The 25728-nt window shown below is 70.1% G+C and carries 25 protein-coding genes and 4 pseudogenes; 9 read left to right on the forward strand and 20 right to left on the reverse strand.

Annotated elements, in window-relative coordinates; translation table 11 throughout:
• Nucleotides 1-25: 25 nt before the first annotated feature.
• The gene (secD, locus tag STRAU_RS08620) at nt 26-2392 is read left to right on the forward strand and encodes a protein translocase subunit SecD (protein WP_016639882.1); all 2367 of its coding nucleotides are present in this window, start codon (nt 26-28) and stop codon (nt 2390-2392) included.
• A gap of 297 nt (nt 2393-2689) precedes the next feature.
• The gene (locus tag STRAU_RS08625; protein WP_158692043.1) at nt 2690-3565 is read left to right on the forward strand and encodes a hypothetical protein; all 876 of its coding nucleotides are present in this window, start codon (nt 2690-2692) and stop codon (nt 3563-3565) included.
• 177 nt (nt 3566-3742) lie between these two features.
• Here the strand turns inward: STRAU_RS08625 and STRAU_RS08630 are convergent, their stop codons facing one another.
• Nucleotides 3743-5065, reverse strand: a complete 1323-nt coding sequence (locus STRAU_RS08630) for a M64 family metallopeptidase (protein WP_016639884.1) — start codon at nt 5063-5065, stop codon at nt 3743-3745.
• A gap of 297 nt (nt 5066-5362) precedes the next feature.
• Between STRAU_RS08630 and STRAU_RS08635 the strand changes: the two genes are divergently transcribed.
• Nucleotides 5363-6745, forward strand: coding sequence for a helix-turn-helix domain-containing protein (locus STRAU_RS08635; RefSeq protein ID WP_016639885.1), 1383 nt, complete (start codon nt 5363-5365; stop codon nt 6743-6745).
• 148 nt (nt 6746-6893) lie between these two features.
• On the opposite strand, the gene STRAU_RS08640 is transcribed toward STRAU_RS08635, so the two are convergent.
• The 11 genes from STRAU_RS08640 to STRAU_RS08685 form a co-directional block, all read right to left on the reverse strand.
• Entirely contained in the window at nt 6894-7754 is an 861-nt protein-coding gene (locus tag STRAU_RS08640) for a GntR family transcriptional regulator (protein WP_037658246.1), read from the reverse strand.
• A gap of 236 nt (nt 7755-7990) precedes the next feature.
• On the reverse strand, nt 7991-8764 hold the full coding sequence (locus STRAU_RS08645; protein WP_037658248.1) for an NAD(P)-dependent oxidoreductase: 774 nt from the start codon (nt 8762-8764) through the stop codon (nt 7991-7993).
• Between the two features lie 73 nt (nt 8765-8837).
• Complete coding sequence (locus STRAU_RS42900; RefSeq protein WP_016639888.1) at nt 8838-9092, reverse strand: aminotransferase class IV; 255 nt, start codon at nt 9090-9092, stop codon at nt 8838-8840.
• Nucleotides 9093-9127: 35 nt separating this feature from the next.
• Nucleotides 9128-9784 (reverse strand): aminotransferase class IV, encoded by a 657-nt coding sequence (locus STRAU_RS08650; protein ID WP_052029009.1) that lies wholly within the window; start codon nt 9782-9784, stop codon nt 9128-9130.
• Entirely contained in the window at nt 9777-10670 is an 894-nt protein-coding gene (locus STRAU_RS42320) for a DMT family transporter (protein WP_158692044.1), read from the reverse strand. Before STRAU_RS42320 ends, STRAU_RS08650 begins: the two co-directional genes overlap by 8 nt.
• Nucleotides 10671-10696: 26 nt before the next feature.
• On the reverse strand, nt 10697-12028 hold the full coding sequence (locus STRAU_RS08660; RefSeq protein WP_158692045.1) for an ATP-grasp domain-containing protein: 1332 nt from the start codon (nt 12026-12028) through the stop codon (nt 10697-10699).
• Nucleotides 12025-12630, reverse strand: a complete 606-nt coding sequence (locus STRAU_RS08665; protein ID WP_016639892.1) for an HD domain-containing protein — start codon at nt 12628-12630, stop codon at nt 12025-12027. The genes STRAU_RS08660 and STRAU_RS08665 overlap by 4 nt, the downstream gene beginning before the upstream one ends.
• On the reverse strand, nt 12627-13448 hold the full coding sequence (gene thiM, locus STRAU_RS08670; protein WP_016639893.1) for a hydroxyethylthiazole kinase: 822 nt from the start codon (nt 13446-13448) through the stop codon (nt 12627-12629). The genes STRAU_RS08665 and thiM overlap by 4 nt, the downstream gene beginning before the upstream one ends.
• Nucleotides 13445-14689, reverse strand: coding sequence for a glutamate-5-semialdehyde dehydrogenase (locus STRAU_RS08675; RefSeq protein WP_016639894.1), 1245 nt, complete (start codon nt 14687-14689; stop codon nt 13445-13447). Before STRAU_RS08675 ends, thiM begins: the two co-directional genes overlap by 4 nt.
• Nucleotides 14686-15897, reverse strand: a complete 1212-nt coding sequence (locus tag STRAU_RS08680; RefSeq protein WP_016639895.1) for an aspartate aminotransferase family protein — start codon at nt 15895-15897, stop codon at nt 14686-14688. Before STRAU_RS08680 ends, STRAU_RS08675 begins: the two co-directional genes overlap by 4 nt.
• A complete protein-coding gene (locus tag STRAU_RS08685) occupies nt 15894-16832 on the reverse strand; it encodes a peptidase (protein WP_259299864.1) in 939 nt (312 codons plus the stop codon). The genes STRAU_RS08680 and STRAU_RS08685 overlap by 4 nt, the downstream gene beginning before the upstream one ends.
• A gap of 185 nt (nt 16833-17017) precedes the next feature.
• Between STRAU_RS08685 and STRAU_RS43495 the strand changes: the two are divergent.
• From STRAU_RS43495 to STRAU_RS40060, 3 pseudogenes are all read left to right on the forward strand, one after another.
• Nucleotides 17018-17218: pseudogene (locus tag STRAU_RS43495) on the forward strand (transposase); the annotation flags it as partial.
• Between the two features lie 18 nt (nt 17219-17236).
• A pseudogene (locus tag STRAU_RS43500) lies at nt 17237-17365 on the forward strand (IS5/IS1182 family transposase); the annotation flags it as partial.
• Nucleotides 17366-18023: 658 nt separating this feature from the next.
• Nucleotides 18024-18310: pseudogene (locus STRAU_RS40060) on the forward strand (hypothetical protein); the annotation flags it as partial.
• Here STRAU_RS40060 and STRAU_RS08700 read toward each other — a convergent pair.
• The 3 genes from STRAU_RS08700 to STRAU_RS08710 form a co-directional block, all read right to left on the reverse strand.
• Nucleotides 18283-18762, reverse strand: coding sequence for a carboxymuconolactone decarboxylase family protein (locus STRAU_RS08700; RefSeq protein WP_037658252.1), 480 nt, complete (start codon nt 18760-18762; stop codon nt 18283-18285). The pseudogene STRAU_RS40060 and the gene STRAU_RS08700 overlap by 28 nt on opposite strands.
• 73 nt (nt 18763-18835) lie before the next feature.
• Entirely contained in the window at nt 18836-19237 is a 402-nt protein-coding gene (locus STRAU_RS08705) for an SgcJ/EcaC family oxidoreductase (protein WP_016639900.1), read from the reverse strand.
• Nucleotides 19238-19278: 41 nt separating this feature from the next.
• Complete coding sequence (locus STRAU_RS08710; protein ID WP_016639901.1) at nt 19279-20121, reverse strand: NmrA/HSCARG family protein; 843 nt, start codon at nt 20119-20121, stop codon at nt 19279-19281.
• A gap of 96 nt (nt 20122-20217) precedes the next feature.
• On the opposite strand from STRAU_RS08710, the gene STRAU_RS08715 reads away from it, so the two are divergent.
• Nucleotides 20218-20883, forward strand: coding sequence for a TetR/AcrR family transcriptional regulator (locus tag STRAU_RS08715; protein ID WP_037658307.1), 666 nt, complete (start codon nt 20218-20220; stop codon nt 20881-20883).
• A gap of 1058 nt (nt 20884-21941) precedes the next feature.
• On the opposite strand, the gene STRAU_RS43510 is transcribed toward STRAU_RS08715, so the two are convergent.
• Both STRAU_RS43510 and STRAU_RS08720 read right to left on the reverse strand, forming a co-directional pair.
• Nucleotides 21942-22064 carry a hypothetical protein gene (locus STRAU_RS43510; protein WP_016639904.1) on the reverse strand — a complete coding sequence of 41 codons (123 nt, stop codon included), beginning with the start codon at nt 22062-22064 and terminating at the stop codon, nt 21942-21944.
• Nucleotides 22065-22156: 92 nt separating this feature from the next.
• Nucleotides 22157-22339 (reverse strand): hypothetical protein, encoded by a 183-nt coding sequence (locus STRAU_RS08720; protein ID WP_037658255.1) that lies wholly within the window; start codon nt 22337-22339, stop codon nt 22157-22159.
• A gap of 245 nt (nt 22340-22584) precedes the next feature.
• Between STRAU_RS08720 and STRAU_RS08725 the strand changes: the two genes are divergently transcribed.
• Nucleotides 22585-23277, forward strand: coding sequence for a VOC family protein (locus STRAU_RS08725; RefSeq protein ID WP_037658258.1), 693 nt, complete (start codon nt 22585-22587; stop codon nt 23275-23277).
• A gap of 13 nt (nt 23278-23290) precedes the next feature.
• Here the strand turns inward: STRAU_RS08725 and STRAU_RS43515 are convergent.
• Nucleotides 23291-23448, reverse strand: a pseudogene (locus STRAU_RS43515) (IS5 family transposase); the annotation flags it as partial.
• A gap of 117 nt (nt 23449-23565) precedes the next feature.
• Nucleotides 23566-23787, reverse strand: coding sequence for a hypothetical protein (locus tag STRAU_RS08735; RefSeq protein ID WP_016639905.1), 222 nt, complete (start codon nt 23785-23787; stop codon nt 23566-23568).
• A 177-nt stretch (nt 23788-23964) separates the two neighbouring features.
• Here STRAU_RS08735 and STRAU_RS08740 point away from each other — a divergent pair, with 177 nt between their 5' ends.
• On the forward strand, nt 23965-25005 hold the full coding sequence (locus STRAU_RS08740; protein WP_078621072.1) for a cation diffusion facilitator family transporter: 1041 nt from the start codon (nt 23965-23967) through the stop codon (nt 25003-25005).
• Between the two features lie 39 nt (nt 25006-25044).
• Here the strand turns inward: STRAU_RS08740 and STRAU_RS08745 are convergent, their stop codons facing one another.
• The gene (locus STRAU_RS08745) at nt 25045-25668 is read right to left on the reverse strand and encodes a histidine phosphatase family protein (RefSeq protein WP_016639907.1); all 624 of its coding nucleotides are present in this window, start codon (nt 25666-25668) and stop codon (nt 25045-25047) included.
• Nucleotides 25669-25728 lie beyond the last annotated feature (60 nt).

A 25728-nucleotide genomic window follows, 5' to 3' on the forward strand; every position in this document is an offset into this window, starting at 1 on the left:
TTCCTCGTGGATGTGGAGAACTCCCATGCCCCGCGCACCCTGGTGGCGGGCGATCGTCGCGCTCGTCGCCGTCGCCGCCTCGCTGTTCCTCGCCCTCACCCAGTCGCCCCGCCTCGGCCTCGACCTGAGAGGCGGCACGCAGATCGTCCTGGAGACCAAGGACTCACCCACCGTCGAAGCCGACGCCGACGCCACCCGCAGGGCCGTGGAGGTCCTGCGGCAGCGCGTCGACGCCCTCGGCGTGTCCGAGCCGAGCCTCGCGCAGGCCGGGGACAGCAGGATCATCGTCGAGCTGCCGGGCGTGCAGGACCCCCGTGAGGCATCCCGGGTGATCGGCCGCACCGCGCAGCTTTCCGTGCACCCGGTGACGGCCGAGACCGACCGGAAGGACGCGTCCCGGCCCGCCGCCGACGGCTCCCGCACCCTGCCCGACCCCGACCGCCCCGGCGGCCACCTGAAGCTCGGGCCGACCGTGCTCACCGGCGAGGGCGTCAAGAACGCCGAGGCGGTCCTCGACCAGCAGAACATGAACGGCTGGTACGTCACGCTCGACTTCCGCGGCAAGGCGGGCGGTGACTGGGCCCGCGTCACCGGCGAGGCCGCGTGCGCACCCCAGGGCGCACCCGAGCGGCGCGTCGCCATCGTGCTCGACGACAAAGTCATCTCCGCACCCGGCGTGAACGCCGACGTCGCGTGCGGGACCGGCATCACCGGCGGCAGCACCCAGATCACCGGAGGGTTCGACGAGGACGAGGCCCGCGACCTGGCCGCGCTCGTCAAGGGCGGCGCCCTGCCCGTCCCCGTCGACGTCGTCGAACAGCGCACCGTCGGCCCCACCCTCGGCGCCGACGCCATCGCCGCCAGCACCCAGGCGGCCCTCATCGGCCTGGCCCTGACGGCGCTGTTCATCACCGTCGTCTACCGGCTCCTCGGCGCCCTCGCCACCCTCGCGCTCGCGCTGTACGGACTCATGTCGTACGCGGCCCTGCTGGCCGTCGGCGCCACCCTGACGCTGCCGGGCCTGGCCGGTTTCGTCCTGGCGATCGGCATGGCGGTCGACGCCAACGTGCTGGTCTTCGAGCGCGCGCGGGAGGAATACCTCGGCCCGCGCGCCCCAGCAACTGAACCGGCGGCCCGCGTGCGGGGTACGGCTTCCAAGAGCCTGCCCAAGGCGCTGCACACCGGTTTCGCCAAGGCATGGAGCGCGGTCGTCGACTCCAACGTCACGACACTTCTGGCGGCGGGCCTGCTCTTCTACTTCGCCACCGGGCCCGTGAAGGGCTTCGGCGTGACGCTGTCCATCGGCGTCCTGGTGTCGATGGTCTCGGCGTTCGTGGTGACGCGGGTGCTCGCCGAAACGGCCGTCCGGCGCGGCTTCGTGCGCCGTCGCCCCCACCTCACCGGCCTCGCCACCACCGGCCGCGTCCGCACCCTGCTCGCCCGCCGCGAACCCCGCATCGTGCACCACCGGCGCCGCTGGCTCGGCGCCAGCGCCCTGCTGGTCGCCGTGGCCGTCGCGGGCATCGTCGTGCGCGGGCTCGACCTGGGCGTCGAGTTCACCGGCGGGCGCCTCGTCGAGTACTCCACCAGCAAACAGGTGGACGCCGACACCGCACGCACGGCCGTCGCCGACGCCGGGTTCCCACGTGCCGTGGTGCAGGAGTCCGGCGAGGGCGACATCACCGTACGCACCGGTGAACTCAGCGACGCCGAACAGCAGCAGATCAAGGAGGCACTGGCCGAGCACGGCGGCGGGCGGGCCACCGTGGAACGCGACGAGCAGATCGGCCCGAGCCTCGGTGACGAGCTGCGCCACAAGGCGCTCATCGCGCTCGGCATCGCCGTGGCCGCCCAACTGATCTATCTGAGCGTCCGGTTCCGCTGGACCTTCGCGTCGGCCGCCGTCACCGCCATGGTCCACGACGTGCTGCTTGTGGTGGGCCTGTTCGCCTGGCTCGGCAAGACCGTCGACAGCGTCTTCCTGGCCGCCGTGCTCACCGTGATCGGCTACTCCGTCAACGACACCGTGGTCGTCTTCGACCGCATCCGGGAGGCACGCCGCCGCGACCCCCGCGCCGACCTGGCGGCGACCGCCAACAAGGCCGTCGTCCGGACGCTGCCGCGCACCGTGAACACGGGTATGGGCGCCCTGTTCGTGCTGGCAGCGCTGGCCGTTCTCGGCGGCGACTCGCTCGCGGACTTCTCCGTGGCACTGATCGCGGGCGTCGTCCTCGGCATGGTGTCGACGGTGTCCGTGGCGGTACCGGTCGCGGTGTTCCTGGAAACCCGCAAACCGGCCGCACCGAAGGGGCGATCCACGCGCCACGACCGGGGCCGCCCCGCAAACCCGCTGGAAGCCCGGCGGCAACGGGGAACGGGCGCGGTGGTCTGAGCCTGTCCCACCGTTCCAGCTCGGGCCACGACTCGGGCCCGGCGAGGCTGAACCCCTTGCCGTGCCCGGGCGGCCGGCCGTCCGTGGGTCGCAGACGGGCGACGGGTTCGGCAGCCGCAGGACGCGGTCGTCAGGCTTCATGGGCTTCTGGCAGACGACTTGGCCGATCCCAACTAGCCTGAAGTCGGCGCACTTTGGTGCCGGTGCAGTGCGGAGAGGGAGTGCCATGTGAACCTTACGGTGCCGGGATTTCTCCCTCTCATTCACGCTGCGCTGCGTGCGGGAGTGTTCCACGAGTTGCAGAGGGTCTGCGAGGCCCGAGACGGGCCCGGCCTCGGCCTCCTCGTCGAGTACCTGGACCGCGAGTACGCGTTTCTCCGACGGGAACAACGCCGCTCCCCGAGCGGGAACTTCTGGGAGAGTTTCCAGGACGGCCTGGAGCGGTACGGCCGGGTGCCGTACCACGGCGTCTACTACGAGCAGCCCGGCCTCGTGGCCGGGGGCCTGAAGTTGCCCTTCATCGCCGACACGTTCCGGTTCCTGGACACGTATACCAAAGACACGCTGGACATCCACTTCCTTCCGGCAGACCTGGAGCCTCACGGGGCGGTCACCAGAGGCCGGCCCTTGTACTACCACCTGGAGGATTCGTTCAGCACGATGCGGCCCACGGTCGACACCCTCTACGTGTGGAAGACAACGGACCTGGCTCAGGCGGACCGGCCCGAACACGTCGAGGCGCTCCGCCTGGGCCACTTTCACACCGATGCCCGCTGTGGGGTCATCGCAGCGCTCGCACTCCTGCTGGAAGTCCACGTCCCGCTGGCCCACGCCGTACGCGATGCGTGCGAGCAGCCCGCCCGTCTGGACGCCGCCGAGCTGCGTAACCTGCTGCCGCGGAAGGGGCGCCGCGCCCGTAGGGCCGCACGCGCCTGGGCCGACGCCTTCGCCGCCCGCTACCACGACCGCGAAGACGTCCAGTCCGTCCAGGCGATCATCGCTGACCTCCAGTCGCCGCGCCGCGACCGGCGGGAGACGGCGCGCACCGTGCTGGCGGCCATGCTCGCGCTCACCGGCGCGCTCGGTGCGCCGCACGTGCTGACCCACGACGTCCCGGAGACGTACCAGGTCATCCACGAGCTGTTTCTGAACCTGACAGGTGCCGAGCGGTAAGGGATCCTCGCCGCGGCGGTGACGTCGGGGGCGGGCAGCTCTACGCGACGCAGCCGGGAAGCTGGGCGCACCGAGGGGCGCCCGACGCAATGCACTGGGAAAAAGCACCCTCCGACGCACCGCGGCCGGTGACCCTGGGGGAGGGGCACCGGCCGGGTGCGGGCGGTTGGCGACGCGTCAGCGCGCCACCCGCCACGTCACCGAACCCTTGAGGAGCTTGCGCAGCTCCGGGTCGCGGACCGCCCGGGTCGGGTCCGTGGCGCGCACGGTGACCGTGTGGGCGCGCCCGTCGGCGGGCACACCCAGGGCCCGCGGCGTCACGGACCGGGCGTCGATGCCCTTCTTCACGGACCGCCCGTCGACGGACCACCGCAGCCGTACGCCCTCGGCGGCCTGCACCTTGACGCGCTGGCCGCGCCGCACCGCGGTGTCCGTGGGCGTGACCGCGGAGACGGCGGGCGCGTGCCGGTGGAAGCCCGCGATCATCGCCTCGCGCCCGGGCGAGTTGAACTCCCGGCCGAGCGTGCGCATGATCGAGTTCTCCGTGGGCCGGTACAGGCCGCGCGGGTAGTAGCCGCCGCCCTCGTACGCGCCGACGGTGCCGCCGTCCGGCGAGGACTGGCCGATCCAGCGGTACCACTTCTTCTTCTGCGCGGTGAGCTGGGCGGCGTTGAGCTTGCTGATGTTCGACTCCCACGGCTCGGTGCCGGTGTACGTGCCGTTGTCGTCGTACACGTACTCGTCCGCCAGCTTGCCCAGCGAGTGCCCCGTCTCGTGCACGACGACCTGCGAGGACTGGGCGTGGTCGGAGGACGCGGTGGCGATGCCGTCGTAGCCGGAGGGCGAGGTGATGTCGTTGTAGCCCGCGCCGCCGTACTTGGTGGAGTTGGACAGCACGATCACGAGGTCGGGGTCGGCGGCCTTGCTCGCGTACGCCTCCACCTTGTTGGTGTCGACGCACAGCAGCCGCTCGATGCCGTCGCAGTAGAACGCCGAGCCGAGCGCGGTGTCCTTGCGGACGTTGCTCGTCGGGTCGCCCGAGACGCCCGACTGCCGGGAGTGCGCGTCCACCGCCCATACGTTGAAGAGGTTCTTGTACGAGGCGTACGGCTGGACGGCCGACACCTCCGCCCACTTCTTCCGCACGTCGGCGTGGAAGTCCTCCTGCTGGGCTGCGGTGTAGCCGTCGCCGATGAAGACGACGTCGGCCTTGGAGCCGACCGGGCCGTTCCGCACGATCGGGACGACGGTGCCGTCGTCAGCCACGGACTCGCGCTCCTTGGCGGAGAGCGGCTCGGGGGCCGGTACCTCGGTGTGCTTGGGGTGGCCGCCGGGGCCGGCGAAGTACTCGACGTGCTGGGTGGAGCGGGAGGCGGGGCCGGGGTCCGGCTCCGCGGTGGCACCCGCCGTGGCGGCGAGCGTCGCCGCCAGGGCGATACCGGCGGCCGTGGCGGCTTTGAGCGGCGTACGTCTGGCTATGCCGGACTTGCGTCTGCGCATGGTGGGGGTCCTTCCGAAATCCGCCGTGTAAATGGCGAGTTAAGCCTGGTTAAGGCGCCGCTCAACGTAGAGGTTCCGGAGGCGTCAGGCAATGCCGAGGCGCAAGTTACTTATGGGACACATGAGTTCACGCCAGACTGAGCGCAGCGCCGAGCGCTCGCAGAACCTGTGGCGGCCGCTCACCGCACACCAGGTCCTGACCCCCACACGGGTGACTGGCTGCCGAATTCCCTCCGGCATCTATGCACCACCGCGGACATCGACTTAGCTCGGGACCTGACCTACGGAGGGGGAGAGGTGGCGGAGAACAGTACCGAGGGCGCCCGGCTCGACGACCCCGTCGAGATCGGCCGCCGCGTGCTGCGGCTGCGTACCGAACAGGGGCTCACCCAGCGGCAGCTGGCCGAGCCCGCCTACACGGCCGCGTACGTCTCCACGCTGGAGTCGGGCAGGGTGCGGCCCTCGGAGTCCGCGCTGCGCCATCTCGCCGGCCGGCTCGGCGTCGGCTACGACGAGCTGGCCACGGGACGCCCCGCGCACCTGGCCACGGACCTGCGGCTGCGCCTGACCGACGCGCGCCGCGCCCTCGCCACGGGCGACCCCGAGGACGCGGCCGCGCTGTTCCGCATCCTCGGCGAGGAGGCCGTGGCGCACGACCTGGTGGAGGAGCGGGCCGCGGCCCTGCAAGGACTCGGCGACTGCCTGCTCGAATCCGGCGAACTCACCGACGCCCGCGACTGCTTCGCCACCGTCGAACGCCTCCTCGCCGACCAGCCCCTGCCGCTGCGCGTCCCCGCCATCCGCGGCCGCGCCACCGCCCACCTCCTCACCGGCGAACTGCGCTACTCCTGCTACCTCCTGGAGACCACCCTCGACGAGCTCAACGCATCCGGCCTGCACGACCCCGACGCCCTGCTGCTGCTCTACACGGCGTCCATCGCCCCGTACATGGACATGGGCGCGCACGCACGCGCCGCGCACGCCGCCGAGCTGGCCCTGGCCCTCGCCCCGCGCGTCAGCGATCCGGCGCTGGTCGCCCACATGCACCGCGGAGTCGCCCGCACCCTCATCGCCGAGGGCCGCACCGCGGAGGCCGACGCGTCCCTCGCCAAGGCCCAGGAGCTCTACCGCCACCTCCAGATCCGCACCGAACTCGCCCACTGCCACTGGATGCGCGGCTACGTCCACGCGCAGGACGGCGACCTGGAGCGGGCCGAGAGCGAGCTGCGCACGGCCCGCGACATGCTCGCGTCCAAGCGGGCGGCGCTCTTCACCGAGCAGGTCGAGGTCGAACTCGCGGACGTGCTGCGGCGGCGCGGCAAGGCCGACGAGGCGGAGGCGCTGCTGCGGCCGCTGCTCACCTCCGGCGAGGAGCCCGCCACCCTGGGCGCCGAACGCGGCGCCGTGCACGCCGGGGGCGCCCACCGGCTGCTCGGCCTGATCGCCGAGGAGCGCGGCGACACCGACGACGCCGAGGAGCACTACTGCGCCGCGCTCTCCCTGCTCGAACGCTCCAGCGCCGCGGGCGACCTGGCCGACCTGTGCCGCCTCCTCGGCGACCTGCTGCGCCGCACCGGCCGCGTCGAAGCGGCCCTGGACGCCTACCGCACCGGGCTCGGCCACCGCGCGGCCCCCGGCACCACGACCCTCGGCCCGGCCCCGGCGACACCGCCGATGTGAGCGGCGGCGGCCGGGGCTACTCGAGCCGTCGAAGAGGCGGGCGACCTCGGCGCGCGTGCGCATCCGCGGCGGCACCTGGCCCTGCTTGTACGCCGTCGAGACGGACTTCTCCAGCTCCGGGTGCTCGTCGGGGGTGGTGCGGCCGGGGTCACGGCTGCTCCTGCGTATCTTGCACGTCCCCCGATGTGCACGAGGCCACGGGGTCCCCGGCGGCGAAGTCGCAGGGCGGGATGCCGGGATGGTGGCCCCCGGGCGCCGGGACGGACGCCGGGTCGGGCGCGGTCGCGGGGCCGAGGGAGAGGCGGGAGACGAGGCGGTAGCGGTCGCCGCGGTAGAGGGAGTGGACGTACTCCACGGGCTGCCCCGACGCGTCCGTGGTGAGCCGTTCGAAGAGCAGGGCGGGGGAGAGCTCCGGCACGTCGAGCAGGCGTGCCTCGGAGCGGGTGACGACGGTCGGCTCGATCGTCTGCGTCGCCTCGTGCACCCGCACCCCGTGCCGCTCGCGCAGGTGCGCGTACAGATCGCCGGTCTCCAGTTCCCGCGCGGAAAGCCCCGGCACCAGCTCGGCCTTGAGGTGCAGGTGCTCGACGGCCATCGGGGCGCCGTCGACGAGCCGCAGCCGCGCCACGTAAACGATCCGCCCCGCCGGCGACATCCGCAGCCTGCGCCCCACCCGGGCCCCGGCGGCGACCGTGGTGAACTCCAGCAGTCGGCTCGACCAGGTGCCCGTCGCCTGGGGCACCGTCAGCGTCGCGCGCTCGGAGACCAGTTCCTGGGTGATCTTCGCCGGTGCCACGAACATGCCGCGGCCGTGTTCGCGTACGAGAAGGCCCGCCGCGACGAGTTCGTCGATCGCGGCCCGCAGCGTCGGCCGGGACACGCCGAGGCGGGCGCACAGGGTCCGCTCGGACGGGATGCCGTCCCCGGGCTGCCGCGACTCGATGAGATCCAGGACGAAGTCGCGCACACGCTCCCGCTTGAGCACCGTTCCCGGTGCGTCGGTCTCCATGTCGCCCTCCGCCGCCTCGCTGGTCAAGCGAAGTGTAGCCAGCGGAATCGCGAACGGGGCACGTCCGGGCAATCAACTCCGCGTGACGGCAGGCGAGTTGGATGGCGGGCGGGGCCGCGCGCCGAGGGTTGACGGCTCTGGGGGGCCGTGCCAACTTCATTCACCGTCGAGTGGTCACTTGACCAGTTGCTCAACTAGTCAAGTTGATGGCGCGCAGCCGATGGGTCAGCCGTCGGCTATGACCTTCTCCGGATCAGCCGCAGCAGCGCTTGTTCTGAAGCGCTGGACATCTCACTCGGGACACCCAGGGAGTCCAGATAGCCGACCGTCGCTCGCATCTCGGCCGACCGGCGCTCGGCGTGCTGCCAGGTGCCAGTGAGGAACCGGTCGATCATGACCGGTCCGTCGGCGCCCAGCTGGTCCGTGATCTGCTCGCGCATCCACTCTTCGCAGCCCGCCGCGCGAGCGGCCTCCACTGCCTCACAGATCACCAAGGCGAGCGGCTTCATCAGCACGCTGCGCAGCAGTTTACGGACGGCGGCAGCACCAGCGGGAGACGTCAGCAGCTCGACAGGCGCGCCAAGTCCCCGCAGCACCCCGGCGACGGCGGGGCCACCAGGACCACTGACGACCACAGCCGTACGTGCGCCCGTGAGCGGTACCGTGCCGAGGATCGCGACATCGGCGAAGGACACCGGAGCACCGGCGAAGACCTCGGCGGCTTCAGTCATCGTTGCCGGGGAAGCCGCGGTCAGATCCGCCCAGCAGGTGCCCGGGGCGAGATCGGGGCGGGCCTGCGTCGCCAGGCGGACACTCATGGACGCCGAGGTGAGCAGCAGCACCAGCTCGGCGTCGCGTACGGCGTCGGCCAGGTGCGCCGCGCGGTGGACACCGACGGGGGTGGCGACGGGGCCGGGGTCGAATCCGGCCGTCTCGTGTCCGGCGGCGGCCAAGGCCGTCGCGTAACGGGAGCCGGCCTCGCCGAGGCCGATCACAGCGATGGGCATCATCGTCTCCTTCAATGGCCCGCGCCCGTCCTGGGCCGGACCGTGCACCGCTCAGGTCGGTCTGAGCTCGGTGAGATCACCTCACCGGTGTGAGCCAGTGGGAGTAGCCGGCCATCTCACCCCGTACGACGCGGCGATATGCCTGGGCGAGCTCGGTGCCGACCGGCCCCGGCTTGCCGCTCCCGACGAGCAGGCCGTCGACTTCGGTGATCGGGAGCAGTTCCCAGCCGGTGCCGAGGAAGAACGCCTCGTCCGCCACCAACAGTTCAGCCCGGTCGATGTCGCGTTCGAGGGTGCGGACACCCAGGTGCTCGGTGGCCAGCGTCAGCATCGTGTCTCTGGTGATGCTGTCCAGGACCCCGGCGCTCAGGGGGGTGTGACCATGCGGCCCCTGCGCACCAGCGCGATGCAGGCCCCGCTGCCCTCCGACACGTGCCCTCGCTCGTTGAGGAACAGCGGCAGGTCGTAGCCGGCCTGGCGGGCTTCGGCCGCCGCGATTCTGGCCTGGTGGTAGTTCGCGAAAGCCTTGATCCTCGGGCTCATCTGCTGGTCGCTGATCCGTCGCCAGGAGCTGGTCGCGACCCGGGCACCGGTGACCTCGGTCGGTGCGGGGGGCGACGGCCAGGTGTCGATGACCGTTTCGGTCGGGGCGTCGGCCGGCGAGAGCAGCTCGGAGACCACTCCGGCGACGAAGGTCCACGGTCGGATGTATGTGTCCGCCCGGTAGCCGTTGGCCCGCAGCACCGTGAGCACGGCTTCGGCCAGCTCGGGCGTGGTCCAGCTCATGTGCAGCCGGGCGAGCCGGGCCGATTCCACCAGCCGGTCGAGGTGCTCTGTGAGGCGGAACACGAAAAGCTGCCGGTCACGCGGTCCCCAGTACGCCCGTACTCCTTCGAACACGGCGGACACCGACGCGTGCCCCACCGAGCGGACGTGCGTGGTGGCCTCCCGCCACGGCACCAGTTCGCCGTTGCGCCACAGCACTTCGGCGTGGTTGCCGTCGGGAGTCGCGATACTAGGCATCGACTTGTTCACGCTCCTGTCGGCTCATCGCACGCTCCGGTCGGCCCGGGGCGGGCTCCGGCCGACCCGTCGCACTCAGGATCACACCCGCCAATGCCAATGCTCCTCCCATGAGTTGGGGCCAGATCAGGGGTGCTCCGGTCAGCACCGCGAACAGATAGCCGACGGCGGGGATGCCGCCGGTGAACGTGCCTGCCACGGATGCCGGGACCTTGCGCAGTGCGAAGGTCCACAGCAGCAGGGTGAGGCCGGACGCCACGACACCGAGGTAGGTGATCGCAAGCCAGCCGGCGGTGGACGGCGGCCGGAACCCCTTCTCGCCGATCTCCCACCCTAGCCACGGTGTCAGGAACACGAGGCCCCACAAGCTGGATGCCGAGGCCAGTACGACCGGCTTGAGATGGGTGCAGAAGCGCCGTACGTAGGCGGTGTAATACGCATACGCGGCGACACCACCGAGCACGATCACATGGCCGAGCAGGTCGAACCGGGGCCCGCCGTGCCGGACGACGAGCAGCACGCCGAGCACCGCCAGCACCAGTCCCACTGCCTGGCCGGCACGGAGCCGCTCACCCAGCCACAGCAGACCCAGCATCGCGGTGAGCACCGGCAGTGCCGCCTGCAGGAGCGCGGCACTGTCGGGTGAGGTGAACAGCAGTCCCACGTTCTGCAGGCCGTAGTACAGGGCGACGCCGGTGAGCCCGCACACCACGTACGCGGACCGGAACAGGCCACGCACCCGCAGCCCACCGGCGATGCCGAACGGGAGGAGTACCAGGGATCCGATGGCGAACCGTAGGAACGTGAGCTGGGCCGGCCCGGTCTCGGCCAGCACGCGGTCGCTCACGATGAAGGTCGAGCCCCAGATCAGCACGGTGGTCGACAACGCGAGCAGCGCGGAACCCCGACCCTTCACTCGTCCTCCGGCACTAGTCGCAGCTCCCGGCGCACTCTCGTCACCGAGTCCCGCAGCTCGGCGAGGGAGGTGCCCTGCAGATGGAGCTGCGCGAGCCAGTACGGCTGCTCGTGCACCCGGTCCTCGACGACCCAGCCACGCTCCCGCTCGGCGTAGCCCGCGATCCGCACCGTCCCGTCCAGAAGCTCGGCCGGGTGTACGGCGAAGCCGCCGAACCGGACGGGGGTGCGATGGGTGCCCAGGCACTCGCTGCCGTAGAGATGGACGGTGGCCGCGGCCCGCGAAGGCTCCGCGCCGGGGTCGAAGCGCCGAGCGGTGCACGTGCCGTGCAGCAACGCGTCCGCGAGTGCGCCGACCAGGTCGCAGCCGTGGGCGAAGTCCGTCTCCGGAATGATCGTGCGGCCCGCGTAGCGAGCCGCGATCTCCACCACGGCACAGCTGCCGTCGGGCATGAGCTTGAGCTCGACATGCGTGCCGCACGTGTCGAGGCCCAGTGCGGCGACGGCCCGTTCGGCCGTGTCGATCACCTGGCGGCGGGCGTCCACGTCCATGGACGTCGGTGAGATGTGACCGCTCTGTGTGAGCGGAGGCACTTTCGGGGTCACGTCGGTGATGGCGACCGGTACGTACTCGCCGGCCACGACCATGCCTTCGACACAGACCTGGTCGCTGAAGCCCGGTACCGGATACCACAGGTCCGGGTCACCATGGAGCAGTTCCTCCGCCAGGAAGGCCCCTTCGGTATCGGCCGGAACGTCGAAACCAGCCAGCGACTCCCGTGCCGAGGCGAACGCCCGCTGCGCCTGGTCCGGGCGATCGACCCGCTGGATGCCGGCCGCGGACATACCGCGCCGTGGCTTGATCAGCACGGGACCGCCCACTTCGGACATGAGGGCGACGATGTCCTCCTCCGACCGCAGCATGCGGTAGCGCACATTCGTCAGCCCTCCCGCCGTGAGGGCGTCCCGCATCAGGAGTTTGTCCCTGGCGCGTTCGGCACCGGTCGTGCCGGGACCGCGCAGCCCCAGCTTTTCTGCCGCGCCGGCGGTCTGGGTGGCGTAGAGCTCGCTGAAGCACACCAGAGCGTCGGCATGCCAGTCCTGCGCCGCCGCGACGACGCGTCGTTCGGTCTCCTGCTCGTCCCGCCGGTCCCATAGGCCGTCGTCCAGGAGAACGCGTTCCGCTCCGGCAGTGAGCAGGGCATGCTCCACCGGGTCGAGGCGTTCGGGGCGCGGCACGTAGACCGAGATGCGGGCCCGCGCACGCAGCACGGGCAGAAAATACGACAGCGGCGGGCCGCCGTAGTCGTAGACGATGAGCACCCTCATGACGCGCCCCCCGGGTAGTAGTAAAAGGCCCGTTCTTGCGGCACGTTCGGGAACAGTGCCTCCCGCATCACGTCGTAGGTCGCCCAGTCCGCCCAGTGCACCAGCGCCGACTCCTTGCTGCGCTTGGTGTGCTCCCCCTCGGCGGAGTGGGTCGCGATGATGTGCACCACCTCGGCCGGCAGACCCATCTCCTCGGCCAGCCGCGCGCCTGTGTACGGGTGGCGCAGCAGCAGCGGTCGACGCAGCACCGGCACCGCCGGTTCGGCCGGGCTCTTCGGCCTGAAGAGCTCGAACAGGCCGACGTCGTGCAGCAGCCCGCCGGCCAGCACGTGGTCCACCACGGTGCGGGAACCCACAACCCGGTTGCACTGCTCCGCCATGTCGGCCGCGGCAGCCGCCACCAGCCGGAGGTGATCGACCAGTTTCACCTCCGTGCGGACGGCCGGTGGCGCGCCGGACGCGGTCTCCTCGACGTACCACATGAGGCTCGGGTCGGCCCAGCCGCCGCGTCGCGCGGCCTCGGTCAGCACGTCGACCGTCCTGTCCCGCAGCCCGTCGTCACCGATCCTGGTCAGCTCGGGCAGCCACTCCACCCACTTCACGGTGCCTCCCTGGGGGCGGATGTGGTGACCTGCGACCGGGTCGCGACCACCTCGTCATCGATGACGGACAGCTGATTGCAGAGCTCGGGCAGGAAATATCCGGGTCCCCGGCCGGTGGCCGCCGCCAGCTCACCGGCGATGCCGTAGACGCAGACTCCGGTGACCGTCGCGGTGAACATGTCCTCACCCGCGACGGCCGCGAAGGCGCCGAGCACCGCGGACCGTGCACTGCCGGTGCCGACCACCTGCCCCATCACCGGATGTCCGTTGGCTATCGCGGCCAGCTGCCGTCCGTCGCCGACGTAGTCGGTGCGGCCGGAAACGGCGGCGGTGACCTGGGCGGACTCCGCCAGCTTCTGGCATATCTCATCCGCTGGTGCTGTGGCGCTGACGGCGTCGGCGCCACGTATCACCGACGGGACACCGCACAGGTCCGCCAGCTCGGCGACATTGCCGGACACCATGCGGACGGCTCCGGTGTCGAGCAGCGCCCTGGCGAGGTTCGAGCGGAACCGGCTGGCCCCGGAGCCCAGCGGGTCGAGGACGACGGGGATCGACCGTGCCGCACATGCCTCGGCCACCCGCAGCACGGTCCGGTCCATCCCCGGCACGGAGGTCCCGACGTTGAGCACGACCGCGTCCGCCGTCTCGGCGATCTCCGTCGCCTCCTCGGCCGCGTGCGCGAAGATGGTCGCGGCGCCCAGCGACTTCACGGTCTGCGCACAGGCAGCCATCGACACCAGGTTGGTGATCATGTGTACGAGCGGGCGGCGCTCGCGGATCGTGGCGATCAGCCCGTCGCCTGCCGGCCCGCTCATGGCGCCGTCCGCAACTGACCGGCACCCGTCACGACGAACTTTCTCGACGTGAGATCGGTGACGCCTATCGGCCCCCGCGCGTGCAGCTTCTGCGTGGAGATGCCCAGCATCGGGCCGAGACCGAACTCGTAGCCGTAGGTGAACCGGGTCGATGCGTTGACGAAGACGGCGGCTGCGTCCACCGTGTATTGGAACGCGCGGGCGTTCGCCAGGTCGGCTGTGACGATCGCCTCCGAGTGCCCGGTGCCGTACGTGTTGATGTGGTCGACGGCGGTCGCCAGGTCCGGCACCACGCGCATGGCCACGGTCGGACCGAGGTACTCCGTGCACCAGTCCTCGTCGTCGGCCCGGGTGGCATCGGGGGCAGCCGCGCACACCTGGGGGCAGCCACGCACGGCGACCTCGGCCCGGCGCAGTTCGGCGACCAGTTCGCTGACGTAGCCCGGCGCGTGAGCGGCGTGCACCAGCACGGTCTCCACCGCGTTGCACATGGTCGGCGCGGAGAGTTTCGCATTGAGCACGATCCGGGTCGCCGAGTCGAGGTCCGCCGACTCGTCTACGTAGACGTGGCAGTTGCCGCCGCCGGACGCGACGACCGGCCAGGGCGAGCGCCGCCGCACCTCAGCGATGAAGGCGTCGCTGCCCCTGGCCACGACCAGGTCGATCCGGTTGTCGCCGCTGAGCAGTTCCCACAGCGCCTCCCGTGACGGATCGTCGACGTACCGGGTGATGCCCGGTGGGACACCGACGTCCTTCAGGCAGTCCTGGATGATCCGCACCAGTAGCCGGTTCGTCCGCGTCGACTCCCTGCCACCCCGGAGAACGATGGCGTTGCCGCTCTTCAGCGCCATCGCCGAGGCCTCAAGGGTCACCTCGGGACGGCTCTCGTACACGGCGGCGATGACTCCGAGCGGAACGCGCATCCGGCCGACCAGGAGGCCGTTCGGCTGCGGGCGGAGTTCAGAGATCTCTCCCACCGGATCCGGGCACTCGGCGAGCCACCGGACGCCGTCGATGATCCGGTTGAATCTGGGGCGCTCCACCAGCATCCGCCGCAGCGCCTTGCCCGTGACAGAGCCTGCCCGCTCAGCCTGTGCGAACTCTTCCTTGTTGGTCGCAGCGATCTCGCCGAACCGCTCCGCCATCGCCTCCGCCACCGCGTGCAAGGCAGCGCGCTTCTCTTCTCCTGTCAACCGTGCCGCTGCCGCCGCGGCCGACCTGTCGAGCACATCCGCGGTCACCGGCGCACCACCTCGTCGAACACGGCGAGCGTGGTGCTCTCCAGGAGCTTGAGGTCTTCGGAGGTGATGTTGAGCGGCGGGGTGAGACGCACGACCGAGCGTTTCTGGCCGCCGATGCCCACGAGGACGCCGCGCGCCATCATCTGGCGCCGGAACGCCATGGCCTGATCGGATGACCGCCACTCCAGGCCGACGAGCAGTCCCTGCCCGCGCACCTCGACGTCATCCGGCGCCGCGGAACGCAGCGCGTCCATCAGCTGGTTGCCCGCTCGTTCCGATGCGTCTGCCAGGCCGCCCGCGGTCAACTCACCGAGCACCGCCTTGCCCACCGCGCCCACAAGGGCGCCGTTCCCGCCGAAGGTGGTCGAGTGGTCGACGGGTGCCCAGCATGAGCCGAGGTCGTCCGGGGTCAGGACGGCGCCGACCGGTAAGCCGGCGCCGAGCGGCTTGCCGACCACCAGGATGTCCGGCCGTACTCTGGAGCGCTCGAAGGCGAACGTCGTGCCTGTCCTGCCGAGTCCGGTGAAGATCTCGTCGAAGATCAGCAACGCACCCCGTGCATCGCACAGTTCCCGCAGCGCACGGAGGAAGCCATCCGGCGGTACGATCACCCCGCCCACCCCCAGCACCGGTTCTGCGACGACGGCGAGCAGGTCGTCCTGGGACCGCGCGTCCAGTTGGCGTCCCAGCTCGTCGAGGTCCACCTCGCCGGTTCGGGGCACCGGCAGGTGCACGATGCCCGGATAAAGACTGAAACCGGGCAGACCAGTCTTGTATATGTTCATCCCGGTGAGCGCGAGCGCTATACCGGACCGCCCGTGATAACCGTTCTCCAGCGCGGCGATGGAATGGCCGAACCTGCCACGAGCAGCCTGGAACTTCTTGGCCAGCTTGATCGCGGTCTCGATCGCTTCGGAGCCGCTGTTGGCGAAAAAGACCCGTTGAAACGAGTCACCGGCCAGTTTGGTGAGTTCCTCCGCCAATTCGATGACCGGTTCATTGAGTTGGAAACTCGAATGAATGAGTTCACGCGCTTGCCGCTCGATTGCCGAGATCACCGCCGGATGACCGTGACCCAGCAGATGCACACCAGGCCCCGCGACACAGTCCAGATAGCGGTTTCCCTCGATGTCGACGAGCCAGGAGCCGCTGCCCCTGCGCATGACCGGACCATCGAGCAGGGTGGCCACCAGCGCTGGATGCGTCATCGTAAGCACCCGGCCGTCTCCTCGCCCGCAACTCGGGTGGAAACCGCGTTTACCGGTGCTGGTGCCCCCGCAGGACTCTGCGTGAATTCGGATGCGAACCGCTGCACCACCTCCAGCGTGATGGATGCCTGATCTGCCATTCTCTCTCCGTCCTCAGCTCTGGTGAACTGGCCGTGCGCACCGACCACTGAATTTCCCGTCTTCAGGTATACCGGCCGTGCGACGCGCACGATGTCGGGCGCCTCGTATGTTCTGATGAACCCGCCGGATGACGGCGGGTTGTCGGTATGCACGTCGAGCGGCACGGCAATGTGCTGCCGGACAGCCGCGATGGCGGGCAGCGAGAGATCCCTGACCGGGTTGATACTGTCGGCGCCGAGTTCCTCCAGCATCGAGATGCTGATCGGATTGGCGTAGCCGAGGTGCGCGGAGGCCTTGAATGTGGTGTCTGCCGGCAGCAGACCCCCCTTCCTGGCCTGCCCGAGCGTCTTCAGCAATCCCTCGTCGTACACGACGAACGACCGGCAGCCCAATTCGAGGCCGCGCAGCACGTCGTCGAGCGCGCGCCGGATCTGGTCGACCCCGCGCAGCCGGTACCCGAGGAAACTGCCGTGCGGAGTCAGTCGGGTGGGGCTCGTGTCGTACGTGGCGCGCGGGCCCACCGAGAAAACCGTGGTGATGCCTTCGTCCGCGGCCAGCCTGAGATAGTCGGCCAGTTCTTCTCTGGTGTGCCGGAAGAGACCGACCGTCTCAGTCACTCTGTTCACAGTCATGCCCCTGTGCCGAGCCTGCTTCACCAGCGCTCGGAAGGTGTTGAAACTGTTGACAACCGGTACTTCAATCCGGAAGTCGGCACCATCCGGGAAAGAATGAGGTGAACAACTGAGGCTGTAGTCGTCCTGCTCTGGAAGTCCCAGCTTGCGTAATATCTCCACGCCGAACAATGAGTGTTCCCTTCGCGAGCCCGAACAGGGGCTGGGCGGATGATGGGTAGACGCTGATGACTGTGCCGGCCCGGACCCCAGCCGTGATCAGGGTCTTTCGTAAGAGTGGGTCTCGCGTGGTGGTGCTCGATGCGGCGTGATGTCGGGCCGTGGGTGTTGATCTGTCACAACGGTGGGTGCCTGACGAACTGTGGGGGTCGGTCGCTCCGTTGCTACCTTCCTTCTCCGCCCGTCCACAGGGCGGTGGGACCGCTCCGGTTGATGAGCGAGCGGTGTTCACGGCCGCGGTGTACGTCCTCACCAGCGGGTGCGCCCGGCGGCATCTGGCGGAGAGGTTCGGGGTCTCCCCGGCCACGGCACATCGCCGCTTCACCGCCTGGACCGAGGCAACAGGTGGCATTGTCCCGTGCATCGCCCGCCCCGGGATCGACTTCAGCGAGCGGCTCGGGAGGCACCGCTGGAAGATCGAGCGGTCGCTCTCGTGGCTGTTCGGCTACCGCCGCCTCACCGCGCGACACGAGCGCAAGGGATTCCACTTCCTCGCCTTCCTCCCTCGGCCTCGCAGCCGCTGATACGGCGTCAAAGTAGTTGGGGAATGCCGCCCTCAGACCCTCTTTTTGGGCCATCACGAGAGGCAGCGAAATTGAGCCAAGAACCGGCACCGCGGCGCGTCACGATCACGGTGAAATTGGCTGCGCCTGTCGATGGCCGGGATCACCGCGGAGACCGCCCACCGGATGATCGAGGGCGCGGTGAGGACGGCACCCTGTGTCTGGCGCAGCTGTTCGCGCCGCGCCCCGGTGGCGGGCGGGCTGCGCCGACCGCCTACCAGCTGAGTCCGGCGCGCGCCGAGCAGCGGGCCGGGACTGTTGGCGGAGCTGCCGCCCACCCAGGCCCGCGGCCGCGGCCTGGCAAATGTGATCAAGGAGATGGCCTTCAACAAGTCCGACAATGCCAAGGACCTGCGCAAGCTGGACTCCGATCGGGCACGGACCCGGCGTAAGGTCCGCAACGTCACCGTGCTGGCCCTCGCGGTCATCACGCTCGGGCTGACCAGCGTCTCCTACACCGACTGGTACCGCACCGCCCCCGGCCAACTCGGCCTGACTGTGGTGGGGTTGATGGTGGCCGGGTCGCTGGTGTGGATGCGCAAGACCGCCCGGAACAAGCCCGAGCCCCACCGACGGGCGGCGCTTCGGCGCCCACGACGCCGCGTATCTGCCCGAGCGCCCCATGTCGATCAACTTCAACCAGTGGCCGACCTCGCGGGCCAGCCGGGCACCCGGCCCCGCTCGTACCACCAGCAGGTCGGCTACGTCCTGCACGTCAAGGACCGGGTCCTCACCCCGGCCCAGGCGGCCCAGCGGGTCGCGGCCTACGGTGCTTGGGGGTCTCCGTCGATCGACGGAGACCCCTTCGGAGGCGGTCGGCCTCACACCGTCTATCCGGTGAACTGGCCGGGCGTGTAGTTGCCGCCCGGCACAGCGGCGATGACGCCGAGCCGGTTGCTGGCGTTGATCAGCGCGATCAGGCACGTGAGCGCGGCCAGCTGTTCCGGGCTGTAGTACTTTGCGGCGTTCGCCCATACATCGTCCGGCACACCACCGGCGGCGTCGGCGATCCGGGTTCCCTGCTCGGCCAGTTCAAGGGCCGCCCGTTCCTCGTCGGTGAAGACCGTGGTCTCGCGCCAGACCGCGACCAGGTTCACCCGGGTGGCGCTCTGCCCGGCGTGCAGCAGATCCTGCCCGTGGATGTCGGTGCAGAATCCACAACCGTTGATCTGGCTCACCCGCAACAGCACCAGGTCGATCGTGGTCCTGGGCAGCAGGCCACTGTTGATCACAGCCATGCTCGCCGTGTTGATGCCCTTCATGGCCTTGCCGGCGATCTTGTCGCCCATAAGATTTACGCGCGCGGACACAGTGCGCTCCTCATCGTGGTGATTGCTGCGGTTCCCTTTGTCGCCGCGCCATGGCGCGGCGCGGTGGCGTCGCTCAGTCGACTCGGACCGGGGTGTTCTGGCAGGCGTGCAGCAGCCAGGTCCCGTCGTCCCGCTTGGTCATGACGTACAGCGGGGCGCCTTCCGAATCGCCGTCGGGCGCGTGGTAGACCTGCCTGACCTTGACGGCCGCCACGTCCGGTCGCAGGAACCTGGTGTGGACGACCTCGTAGGTGACGTTTCCGTCCCAGTCGCTCTTCGGCAGCACGGCGCGGGTGAATTCGGCGATGGCGTCGAGACCGATCAGGACCTTGCCGTGGGCGGTCGTCCACAGGGCATCGGGGTGGAACAGGGACAGGAAGCCCTCGGCATCCTTGGCCCTCTGGGTTCTCTCGACGGCGGCCACGACCTGCGCGACGGCGCTGACGTCGGCGGATGAAGCGTATTCGGTGTTCACGACGATCTCGCTCTCGGTCCTCGAGGTGGGAAAGGTGGGAATCAGGTGCGGGCATGAGCGGGGGCCAGGGCCTCGCCCAGAAAGGCGTCGAAGCGCTGCAGCCAGGGGAAATCGGCGCGCAGGGCGGGGATGTCGGCTCGGTAGCCGTCCTTGGCGAACCACTCGAACATCCGATCCTGGATCGGCTGGGCCATCAGACGCGTGGGGACCCCGGTGACCTGTTGGTAAGTGGTCGCCACCTGCTCGAAGCTGATCGCGTCTCCGGCGATCGCCAGCCGGGCACCGAGGTACGCCTCGGGCTTGGCGAACACCGCGGCCGCGATCCGGCCGATGTCCGAGGCCGCGATCATCTGCATGGGGCGGCCGGGAATCACCGGCAGCTCCAGAACGCGTTCGTCGGCGGCGTCGGCGTACCACAGCAGGTTGTCCATGAAGAACACCGGTCGCAGGATCGTCGCCATCGGGAAGGTGGCGGTGATGTGCTCCTCGATGCGGGCCTTGGATTCGAAGTGGTCGATGCCGGTGGACCGTTCGGCGCCGTCGACGGAGCTGTAGACCAAGTGCGTCACCCCTGCGGCCCGGGCGGCGTCCGCCATGGCGATGCCGCGGCGGACCTCGGTGGCCAGTTCTTCCTCGGTGACGGCCAGCGGCTGGACGCTGAACACGCCGTGGGCGCCCGCGGCAGCCCTGGCAAGTGACTCCGCGTCGTCGAGGTCGCCGCGTACCAAGGTCGCCCCGGCCTTTGCCAGGGCGCGGGCGGGGGCCGCGTCCGGGTCGCGGATCAGGGCCCGCACGTTCCAGCCGTCGGCGAGCAGCGCCTGGGCGGCGCCGCCGCCCTGGTGTCCGGTCGCTCCCGCAACCAGCACTGTCTTGTTCGAGTTCATGGGATCCTTCGCCCCCCTTAGTGCGGAGCAATTTGCTCCGCACACTGACGACAGTACTGCGGAGCAGATCGCTCCGCAAGGTCTAGAATGGCGGGCATGAACGTCTCCAAACGGCAGTTGGCCCGGCAGGCCGAGGTCGCCCGCAACGACGAAGCCCTCCTCCGGGCCGCCCGCCGGGTCTTCGCCCGCGACGGCGAGCGCGCCTCCGTCAATGCGATCGCCGAGGCCGCCGGCGTCGGCATGGGCACGCTCTACCGCCGCTACAGCAGCAAGGCCGCCTTGTACGAGCGGCTGCTGGTGCTGTCGAACGAGCAGTGGAACGCGGCCGTGCAGACGGCCGCCGACCACCCCGACCCCTGGCAGGGACTGCAGGACTTGGTGATCGAGAGCGTCGAGTACGGCCAGGGAACACTCGCCCCGCTGAGGAAGCTGACCTCACTGCCCCCGCCCACGGCCGACCTGGCGTCGGCGGTGGACCGGGACTTCGAGGCCCTCGTGGACCGCGCGCACGCCTGTGGCGGACTCCGCGGGGACGTGACGGCCACCGACATCCTTCTCCTCATCGAGCAGCTGGGCCGGTCTCCCCTGGTCGAGCAGATCGAGGAGCTGGGCGAGGACGCGCTCACCGCGGAGGCACGGGCCGCCCGGCGCCGCCTGATCGCGATCGCCCTGGGCGGACTCGCCGCCGCACCGCACACCGACCTCCCCGGACCGCCCCCCGGGCACCACCTGCTGACGGCGCGTTGGCGCGCCGTGTCGTAGCCGCGGTCGACCGGCGGCGCGTCCGGCCGTCGCGGGCCAGGTCATGCCAGAACCGAAGCCCAGTTCCTGGGGAAGGTCCTCCCGCCGGATGCCGGTGTGCAGGACGAACGGGATCCCGTACGGGGCCTGCCGGTTCGGCACCGGGATCCGCCCCGCGCAGGCCGTGGCGGGCGACGAGCCCGTGTGAAAGACCGGGGCAAGGCTGGGGCGCTCGCCACGTCACCCACGACGGGTCATCAGGCAGCCCCTCCGTGTCCGGCAGGCCCACCCGGCGCAGGAACCGAACACGTCCCGGTCGCTGTGCGCGAGGCCAAGGATCTGCCTGCGCACCGTCACCCGTCGGCCACCCGTGGGCGACGGCGGGTGCACGACTATCGGGGCAGCGGCCATGCCTCCAGCGTGCGACGGGCCGCTCACTCCAGCAGCTGCATCCAGTGGTGCTGCACCTGCACCCTCGCGACCGCCCGGCTGGAGGGAACGGCGCGCTGCCCGCCGGGCCTCGCGGGCCGGCGCCCGCACCGAGCCGCATTGGCCTAATCAGTTAGCCGCCCTCGCGGCAGCCGCTGGCCTCTTCGTCACGGCAGTGGTCAGCTGGGTCGGAATCGAGGCATCCAGAGGGCAAATCAAGCAGTCTCAACTGGCACTAGAGCAAGAGAGAACTGAGCAGGCCAACATGATTGCGGTATGGCCTGACCCGCAAGACAACAGTGCTCTGATCTTCGCAAATCGATCCCTAGGCGCAATTTTCTCCGCCACGTTGACCTTCACACCCACCCGGACCGCTGCGGACGAATTGTCTCGCAGGGCCGCTGGACCGACCGTGGCAGTCAATTTTCGGATTCTTCTGGCCGCTCGTGGGCTCGCGACACGAAGCCGTCGAGGCCCAGGGGTGGGCGCTGTACCACATGTGCGCCACCGAAGGTAAAGCCCTCTCCGGCGACGGCTCCGCGCTGATCTGCCTCTTCCGCCGGGCCCACGCATGCCAGCATCCGAGCCCAACCGCCTGCTGAGTTGCAGGAGGGCCCACGGCATGGGGGGAGCACCGCGGGCCCTCGACGTCACATGTCGCGGTGCAGCAAATACACGATCGCTGCCCACAGAGCGCGAGCGCTCAACGCGGCCAGGACACGCCTGGCCATGTCCGCGCACATGGTCGTCGCGGTCGACTTCTTGTCGGCCATACCTTCACCTCCTCTTGGTTGATGCAACGGGATCCCTGCTGAGGGCTCCCGCCGCATCTCCCCCCTTGGAAGAGAAGGCAACGCCGAATGTATCAAGGGGAGTTGACCTCTGTGCCTCGTTCTCCAAGGAGGTGGCCGTCATGGGTAAAGCTCGCCCGGTCACCGATCGCGACCTCGAGGCCGTCCGCCGTCTCCACGCCGAAGGCAAGGGCCGCAACGAGATCGCCGCCGAGCTCGGCCGCTCCGGCAGGACGAGCGGCGTCATCGCCATGCACCGTCTATTCCTTCGGAGGCAAGGAGAACGACTTCAACGAGCACACCTTCCCCGAGCCGCCGAACGCCGGGGCCGTCGCGATCCCTCGGGACGCTCCTCGACCGTCTCCGGGACCGCCATGGTGACGGCTGAGGCCCAGCTCTCGGAGAAGCAGGAGCGCTCGATCGCGCACTCCACGGCCTGGCTAGGGCGTGTATCGGAAGTACCGGCAGGCGGGGCTGACGGTGGGGCTGCAAGGATGAGGTCATGGAGCAGATACTGAGTCGGCAGGAAGCGTCGGAGGCGGTCGAGGATCTCGGGTGGCGCTACTTGCTGGGCGCCTTGCAAACGTCGGTTCTGGTCGGGACGTTGACTCAAGCGATGAGCCTGGCAGCGGACGCTGTCGCAGTGTGTGGCGACGACGCCAACCGTCATCTCTGGGTTGATGTCCGCCCCGATCTGGCCGTCTTCACTCTGCAGTCGCTGGACCACGCAGCCGTTACTACCCGGGATATCGAACTCGCGCGTCGGATATCCGCCACCGCTGACAAGTCCGGGTTTCTGCCGGAGCCCGGACTCAGAACCGGGGCGCCCCGGTCCGTCCAGGTTTTGGAGATCGCAATCGATGCCCTGAGCATCGCCGGGATTCGACCGTTCTGGAAGGCGGTGTTGGGCTATGCCGATGAGGCGGGCGCCGAGGGAGCGGAGGATCCCCTCGTCGACCCGGTCAGGCAGGGCCCGGCCATCTGGTTCCAGCAAATGGACCGCGCGCGTCCGCAGCGCAATCGCATCCACATCGACATCAGTGTTCCGCATGACGAGGCACCCCGGCGGATCGAAGCCGCGCTGGCAGCTGGGGGTCGGCTCGTGTCCGCGACCCGTGCCCCCGCTTTCTGGGTGCTTGCCGACGCGGAGGGGAACGAAGCCTGCGTCACCACATGGCAAGGCCGAGACAGCTGACACAACGTGCTGGTCACAGCCACTCGTTGATGGCCGCGACGAGGACGGTTGCCTCGTAGCGGACCGCGAGCTTGTCGTATCTCGTGGCCACAGCACGATGCCTTTTGAGGCGATTAATGCCGCACTCGACCGTGTGCCGAGCCTTGTAGTCTCTCGCGGCGGCCGCCCGCCCAAGTTCGATGCGGGCGAAGCCGACCCGGTCACGGGGCTTCACACCGAGTCGCGGCTGGCTCGCCATTTCGCCCCTCCCGACGACCAGGGGCGGCGGCCAGCACTCTCCGCCAGGTCTCATGTCCGAGCAGGGCGTGCTTCCTGATCTTTCTCGCTGATCCGCCGTAGGCGGGCTGCCCCCACCACCACGTACGACGGGAGGTGGGCGCCATGGCCCTGCGTCTCGGCGAGCTGGTCGGCTTCCTCCGCGGGGACGACTCCGGCTGGCGCGCGGGCCTGTCCTCCGCCGAGCTGCGACTGCGCGGCCTCCAGCGGGCCGCCGAGCCTGTCGGACGGCATCCGCGCGCACCAAACCAAACGTCATTAATCGGCCGTTGTCGCCGGGGAGGGGGAATTCCGCTGCCTCCGGCAAGGTAACGCGGCCGCCATTTCCGGCATTGAAAACGGTCACCGATGCAGCCTTTGCGAGCTGCGTCAATCTGCGCTTGACTGCCGTGAGTTGGCCGCCGCGACACCTTGGGGGAATTTCCTGTGGGGCACGCTCACACGCACCACGACGGGCACGACCACCAGGCGGGAGGCCATGGCGGGCACAGCCACGGCGTCTCTGCCGACGCCGACCGGCGCTGGCTTTCGCTCGCGCTTGTACTGATTGGCGTTTTCATTTCGGTGGAGACCGCGATCGCGTTCGTGTCCGGTTCGCTGGCGCTGCTGTCCGACGCCGTCCATATGCTCACGGACGCTTTCTCCATTGTCCTCGCCCTCGTCGCGATGCGCCTCGCCGCACGCCCCGCCAAGGGCACGTACACATTCGGACTCAAGCGCGTCGAGATACTCTCCGCCCAGGCCAACGGCCTCACCCTGCTGCTGGCCGCCGTCTGGCTCGCGTACGAGGCCGTGGTGCGGCTGCTGCACCCGCCGGAGGTCACCGGCTGGATGGTCCTCGCCACCGCGCTCACCGGCGTCGCCGTCAACCTCGCCGCGACGTGGTGCCTGTCCAAGGCCAACCGGGCATCGCTGAACGTCGAGGGTGCCTACCAGCACATCCTCAACGACCTGTTCGCGTTCATCGGCACCGCCGTCGCCGGTGTCGTCGTCATGACCACGGGCTTCGCCCGCGCCGACACCATCGCCACGCTCTTCGTCGTCGTCCTCATGGTGAAGGCGGGCTGTGGGCTGCTCCGCGACTCCGGCCGCATCCTGCTCGAAGCGGCACCCGCCGGCCTCGACCCCGACGCCATCGGCGACCGGCTCGCCGCGGCGCCCGACGTGGCGGAGGTCCACGACCTGCACATCTGGACCATCACGTCCGGCGAACCCGCCCTGTCCGCCCACGTCATGGTCCACCCCGGCGGCGACTGCCACGCCGTACGCCGCGGCCTCGACGCGCTCCTCGCCGAGGCGTACGGCGTCACGCACACCACGCTGCAGATCGACCACGAGGACCACGCGCCAGGCGCCGCCGCCGTGCCCGCTTCTGCCGGGGCCGGTCCCGCCACGCCCCACTGCGCCAACGGCCACGGCCCCACACACCGGCGCGAGCCGCACGCGCACTGACGGGCCGCGGGCCCGTACGGGTCATACGACTGCGTGGGCTCAGACGTGCAGTTCCGGCGGCAGGCCGGTCCAGCGGAGCTCGGGCGGCAGATGGCCGGTGTCGTTGTAGAGGAGCAGGGACACGGGGCGGCCGGGCGCGTAACGGATCACGGTGAGGCCCGCGTTGGCGTGGTTGAGGCCGATCCAGCGCCACGGCGGCGCGTCGAGGGCGGCGCGGACCAGCCAGCCGATGAGGAAGTTGTGGGTGACGACCAGCTCGTGGCGGGGCTCGTCGCCCGTGACGGGGCCGGTGAAGCGGTCGAGCGCCGCCCGCGCGAGGGCGGGGCCGCGGTCCCGCTCGTCCGCGGGGAAGGCGGCGACGCGGTCGAGCACGGCGTCGGCCGCGTCCTCGGGCAGCTCGTCGCGGGCGGGCACGTGCGGGATGTAGTCCCCGGCGGCTTCGGACGACGTGAGCGCGGTGCCGTCGAGTTGGGCGTGGATCAGGCGGGCCGTCTGTTCGGCGCGGGGGAGCGGGCCGTGGCTGATCTCCGTGAGCGGGACGCCGCGCAGGCGTTCGCCGAGCAGGACGGTCTGACGGCGGCCGCGATCGGTCAGCCCGGACTCGTCCGGTGTCGCCTCGCCGTGCCGGACGAGGTAGAGGTGGCGGGCGGCGGTTCCCGTCATCGGGGGATCTCCTTGCGGTGGTGCTCGGTTCCGGTGGTGCTCGGGGTCGGTGGAGCTCGG

Origin of the sequence: Streptomyces aurantiacus JA 4570 (genome assembly GCF_000414115.1) — a bacterium.
GTDB lineage: Bacteria > Actinomycetota > Actinomycetes > Streptomycetales > Streptomycetaceae > Streptomyces > Streptomyces aurantiacus_A.

What these genes read in the sequence shown, in the direction of transcription:
- secD (WP_016639882.1), top strand. Translation starts at nt 26, where the DNA reads ATGCCCCGCGCACCCTGGTGGCGGGCGATCGTCGCGCTCGTCGCCGTC.
- STRAU_RS08630 (WP_016639884.1), bottom strand. Translation starts at nt 5,065, where the DNA reads ATGCGCAGACGCAAGTCCGGCATAGCCAGACGTACGCCGCTCAAAGCC.
- STRAU_RS08640 (WP_037658246.1), bottom strand. Translation starts at nt 7,754, where the DNA reads ATGGAGACCGACGCACCGGGAACGGTGCTCAAGCGGGAGCGTGTGCGC.
- STRAU_RS08645 (WP_037658248.1), bottom strand. Translation starts at nt 8,764, where the DNA reads ATGATGCCCATCGCTGTGATCGGCCTCGGCGAGGCCGGCTCCCGTTAC.
- STRAU_RS42900 (WP_016639888.1), bottom strand. Translation starts at nt 9,092, where the DNA reads ATGCTGACGCTGGCCACCGAGCACCTGGGTGTCCGCACCCTCGAACGC.
- STRAU_RS08650 (WP_052029009.1), bottom strand. Translation starts at nt 9,784, where the DNA reads ATGCCTAGTATCGCGACTCCCGACGGCAACCACGCCGAAGTGCTGTGG.
- STRAU_RS08660 (WP_158692045.1), bottom strand. Translation starts at nt 12,028, where the DNA reads ATGAGGGTGCTCATCGTCTACGACTACGGCGGCCCGCCGCTGTCGTAT.
- thiM (WP_016639893.1), bottom strand. Translation starts at nt 13,448, where the DNA reads ATGAGCGGGCCGGCAGGCGACGGGCTGATCGCCACGATCCGCGAGCGC.
- STRAU_RS08680 (WP_016639895.1), bottom strand. Translation starts at nt 15,897, where the DNA reads ATGACGCATCCAGCGCTGGTGGCCACCCTGCTCGATGGTCCGGTCATG.
- STRAU_RS08710 (WP_016639901.1), bottom strand. Translation starts at nt 20,121, where the DNA reads ATGAACTCGAACAAGACAGTGCTGGTTGCGGGAGCGACCGGACACCAG.
- STRAU_RS08715 (WP_037658307.1), top strand. Translation starts at nt 20,218, where the DNA reads ATGAACGTCTCCAAACGGCAGTTGGCCCGGCAGGCCGAGGTCGCCCGC.
- STRAU_RS43510 (WP_016639904.1), bottom strand. Translation starts at nt 22,064, where the DNA reads ATGGCCGACAAGAAGTCGACCGCGACGACCATGTGCGCGGACATGGCC.
- STRAU_RS08725 (WP_037658258.1), top strand. Translation starts at nt 22,585, where the DNA reads ATGGAGCAGATACTGAGTCGGCAGGAAGCGTCGGAGGCGGTCGAGGAT.
- STRAU_RS08735 (WP_016639905.1), bottom strand. Translation starts at nt 23,787, where the DNA reads ATGCCGTCCGACAGGCTCGGCGGCCCGCTGGAGGCCGCGCAGTCGCAG.
- STRAU_RS08745 (WP_016639907.1), bottom strand. Translation starts at nt 25,668, where the DNA reads ATGACGGGAACCGCCGCCCGCCACCTCTACCTCGTCCGGCACGGCGAG.